This window comes from Metabacillus niabensis (assembly GCF_902829255.1).
Classification (GTDB): Bacteria; Bacillota; Bacilli; order Bacillales; family Bacillaceae; genus Metabacillus; species Metabacillus niabensis.
On sequence record NZ_CADEPK010000286.1, the window covers coordinates 1 to 3,420 of the forward strand.

Annotated in this window: 4 protein-coding genes; all 4 read right to left on the reverse strand. The window is 37.7% G+C overall.

What is annotated here, in order from left to right:
• Positions 1 to 393: 393 nt before the first annotated feature.
• Positions 394 to 585, reverse strand: a complete 192-nt coding sequence (locus HU235_RS16675; protein WP_174880932.1) for a hypothetical protein — start codon at positions 583 to 585, stop codon at positions 394 to 396.
• Complete coding sequence (locus tag HU235_RS16680; RefSeq protein ID WP_174880933.1) at positions 578 to 1,108, reverse strand: QcrA and Rieske domain-containing protein; 531 nt, start codon at positions 1,106 to 1,108, stop codon at positions 578 to 580. Before HU235_RS16680 ends, HU235_RS16675 begins: the two co-directional genes overlap by 8 nt.
• Before the next feature lie 15 nt (positions 1,109 to 1,123).
• Positions 1,124 to 1,666, reverse strand: a complete 543-nt coding sequence (locus HU235_RS16685) for a 4Fe-4S dicluster domain-containing protein (RefSeq protein ID WP_095300089.1) — start codon at positions 1,664 to 1,666, stop codon at positions 1,124 to 1,126.
• A 22-nt stretch (positions 1,667 to 1,688) separates the two neighbouring features.
• Positions 1,689 to 3,420 (reverse strand): molybdopterin oxidoreductase family protein (locus HU235_RS16690; RefSeq protein WP_174880934.1); only part of this gene is annotated, 1,732 nt, incomplete at its 5' end.

The following is a 3,420-nucleotide window of genomic DNA, read 5'->3' on the forward strand; positions in this document are numbered from 1 at the left end:
ATTCTAACTCAACGTATAAAGTTCGTCAATATCGCAAAAATGGTAAATAGCAATGTAAGCGTTTCGATTTAGTTCTTACATTATTTTAACTTGAGATGTTTGTTTTCCCATCTCCTTCTAGTGTTTAAGTTAATATGTATGCTATTAATTGATTTCATATTCAAATCAGATTTTGTCGAAGAATGAATGAAAAAAAGGTCATTTGTCCTAAACCATTCGATCTAGATACTTTTTGAAACTTCTGTGAACTCATTATTCTCATTATGTTCATTTGTATAATTGCTAATGCAAAAAGTATAAGCAAAATCTCTTCCATTTTTTATGATGATAAGTTGTTTAAAAGGCTATCTCAAAGTCAAAATGAACAGGAGTTTTTTGAGATAGCCCGAGAAATTAATCATATTCGTTTTTTCTCCATCTTAAAAATGTAAAAAAACAAATTACTGATGAGATGATTGAGATTGTACTAAAGGTATAAATGCGCTCATATTCTTCACCAAAAAATGATTCAACTGTCATTTGAAGCATAACAATGTTTACGATAAGGGTAAGAAAAATAATGATCCAATATCCTTTTTTACTCATGACGCGTTTGTCTCCCAACTGCATAAATGATTCCATCCTCTACTTCAAGTTGAATAAGAGGTAGCTCACGTTGTGGTGGGCCTGCCATCGGGTGACCTGTTTCAACATTAAAGTAGCCTTTATGACATGGACAAAGAAGGACAGACTCCTCTTTTTCATAAAAAACCGGACATTGTAAGTGAGTACATTTATTATTATACGCTTTTAGCTCCTCTTTCTTCGTACGAATTAATATGGCTGGTTCATCATCAGTTGGGTAAGTGAAGTTAAAAGCACTATCCTTAGGTATATCTGCAAGCTTTGCTATCTCAACTCTATGCTTTGCTTCTTTTTTATTAGTAAGAGCTAATCCAGTGAAAGGTAATGTTGCAAGACCAAGGGTAATTGATGCGCCAACAGCAGACTTTAAAAAGGCGCGTCTATTAAATTTAAGATCCTCAGCCCGATTTAAATTGTCGACCAAATTGATCATATCACTATTTGTATCATGGCGGTTTTTTTTTTGATATCGGTTATTGGACATTTTCTTCTCCCCTTTTTAATCTGTATATACACCAAAGAATTCAGGGACATAATCCCACTTATTCCCTTCTTGTGGTTTTTTTCCTTCTACTAAATTCATTTGTGATCTTTTTCTGCGTAATTGCTGCATTTCGTCAAAATCGATAAACCGAATGGCTTCACTTGGGCAAACAGATGCACACATTGGGGCAATATCATATTTTGAGCGGTCATAACACATATCACATTTATACATTTTGTTTTCTTCAAAATCGAATTTTGGTATGCCAAATGGACAGCCGAATGTACAATTTCTACATCCAATACATTTTTCTTCCATGGCAGAAAGGACGACACCCTCCTCGGTTATTTGAATCGCATTTGCTGGACAAACACGTGCACATGCTGGGTCTTTACATTGCATACAGAGCATTGGGTATGTTTGTCTGTTTTCGGTGAAATCGACATATTCTACATAATTACGTTCTTTTGCATCATGGTCGCCGCATTCTCGACAGGCAGCTTGACATGCTCGACAACCAATACATCTTTCAAATTCTAAATACATTATCTTATTCAATGATAGGCACCTCTTTCTGTAGTCAATCGTTCATCTTTTCCATCTTTAATGAACAAACCTTAAACTCTGGCATTCTTGAATATGGATCTAGATGGTCACTTGTTAATTGGTTCACAGCTAATTCTTCACCCCAATGATAAGGGACAAAGACTGTATCTTTACGGATTGCTTTTGTTATCATTGTTTTAACAATCATTTCGGAACGAGGAGTAGATAGACGTACCATATCACCATCCTGTAATTGATATTGGCATGCTAATGCAGGGTGCATTTCTGCAAAAGGTTCAGGACATTGTTCCATTAAGAAGGAAACACGTCTCGTCTGGTTACCTGATAAATAATGAAAGACAACTCGACCTGTCGTTAAGAAAAGCGGAAACTCCTCTGTAGGTGTTTCTCCTGGTTCTTGCCAATCAACACACGCAAGATTCGCTTTTCCGTCAGGATGCCCGAATCTCTCACGAAACATTGTTGGTGTACCTGGGTGATCCTCTGATGGGCATGGCCAAAAGACGCCATCCTCTTTATCAATTCGATCCCACGTTATTCCATAATAATCTGCTTTTCCCCCTTTTGATGCGATACGCAATTCTTCAAATATTTCTTTTGGATTGTTATATAAAAAAAACTGACCGCGACCCATACGTTTTGCTATTAAACTTAAAATCTCCCAATCTGGTTTAGACTGTCCAAGAGGGTCCCTCACTTTACGAATATGAATAACACGCCCTTCTAAATTTGTTGTTGTTCCTTCATCCTCAGCCCAAGTTGTTGTTGGGAGTACGACATCTGCAAATTGAGCTGTTTCAGAAAGGAAAAAGTCACTTACAACTAGAAAGTCTAGCTTTCTTAACCCATTCCATATATGCTCTAAATTAGGTGCAGAGACTGCGGGGTTACTGCAAATGACGTGCATTCCCCGAATATTGCCTTTCTCTATTTCGTCAAACATTTCGTAGGCGGATACCCCTGGCTTAGGCATTTCATTAGGATCAATCCCCCAAACACTTGAAACATACTCAACTGCTTTACGGTCTGTTAATTTTCGATAGCCAGGTAGCAGGTCTGCTTTTTGTCCGTGTTCACGCCCCCCTTGCCCGTTGCCTTGTCCTGTAAATGTAGCAACACCCGAAGCAAATTTTCCGATCTGACCGCGGATAAGTGCCATTGTAGTATAAAGTGCTACATTATCAACACCTTTTGATTGCTGTTCAACGCCACGAGCAAACATAACAACAGAGCGTGGTGACATTCCATAAATATGGGCAGCTTTAATTAATTTATTTATTGCAACACCGGTTATTTTAGATGTAAGCTCCGGTGTGAATTTTTCAACATTTTTCTTTAAGTCTTCAAAATTATTGCAACGTTTTGTTACATACTCTTCATCAACATAGCCTTCTTTAATAAGAATGTGTAGCATTCCATTCGCTAATGCTGAATCTGTTCCTGGCTTTAAATCTAAATGTACATCTGCGACACGAGCTGTTGCCGTTTCACGTGGATCTGCAACGATTAATTTTGCTCCTTTATCCTTTGCCTTCCATAACCATTGAATACTTGTTGGATGACATTCTGCTGTATTTGAACCAGCGATGAAGAAGCAATCTGTATGTTCTAATTCAGGCCAAGGCAATGTTGAACCCCGATCAATCCCTAACGTTCTTTGAAAACCACCTGCAGCAGAACTCATACAAAAACGACCGTTGTAATCAATAAACCTTGTTCTTAATGCGACACGTGCATATTTGCCG

Excerpts from the sequence above, each read along its gene's own strand:
- HU235_RS16675 (WP_174880932.1), bottom strand. The coding sequence starts at position 585 with ATGAGTAAAAAAGGATATTGGATCATTATTTTTCTTACCCTTATCGTA.
- HU235_RS16680 (WP_174880933.1), bottom strand. The coding sequence starts at position 1,108 with ATGTCCAATAACCGATATCAAAAAAAAAACCGCCATGATACAAATAGT.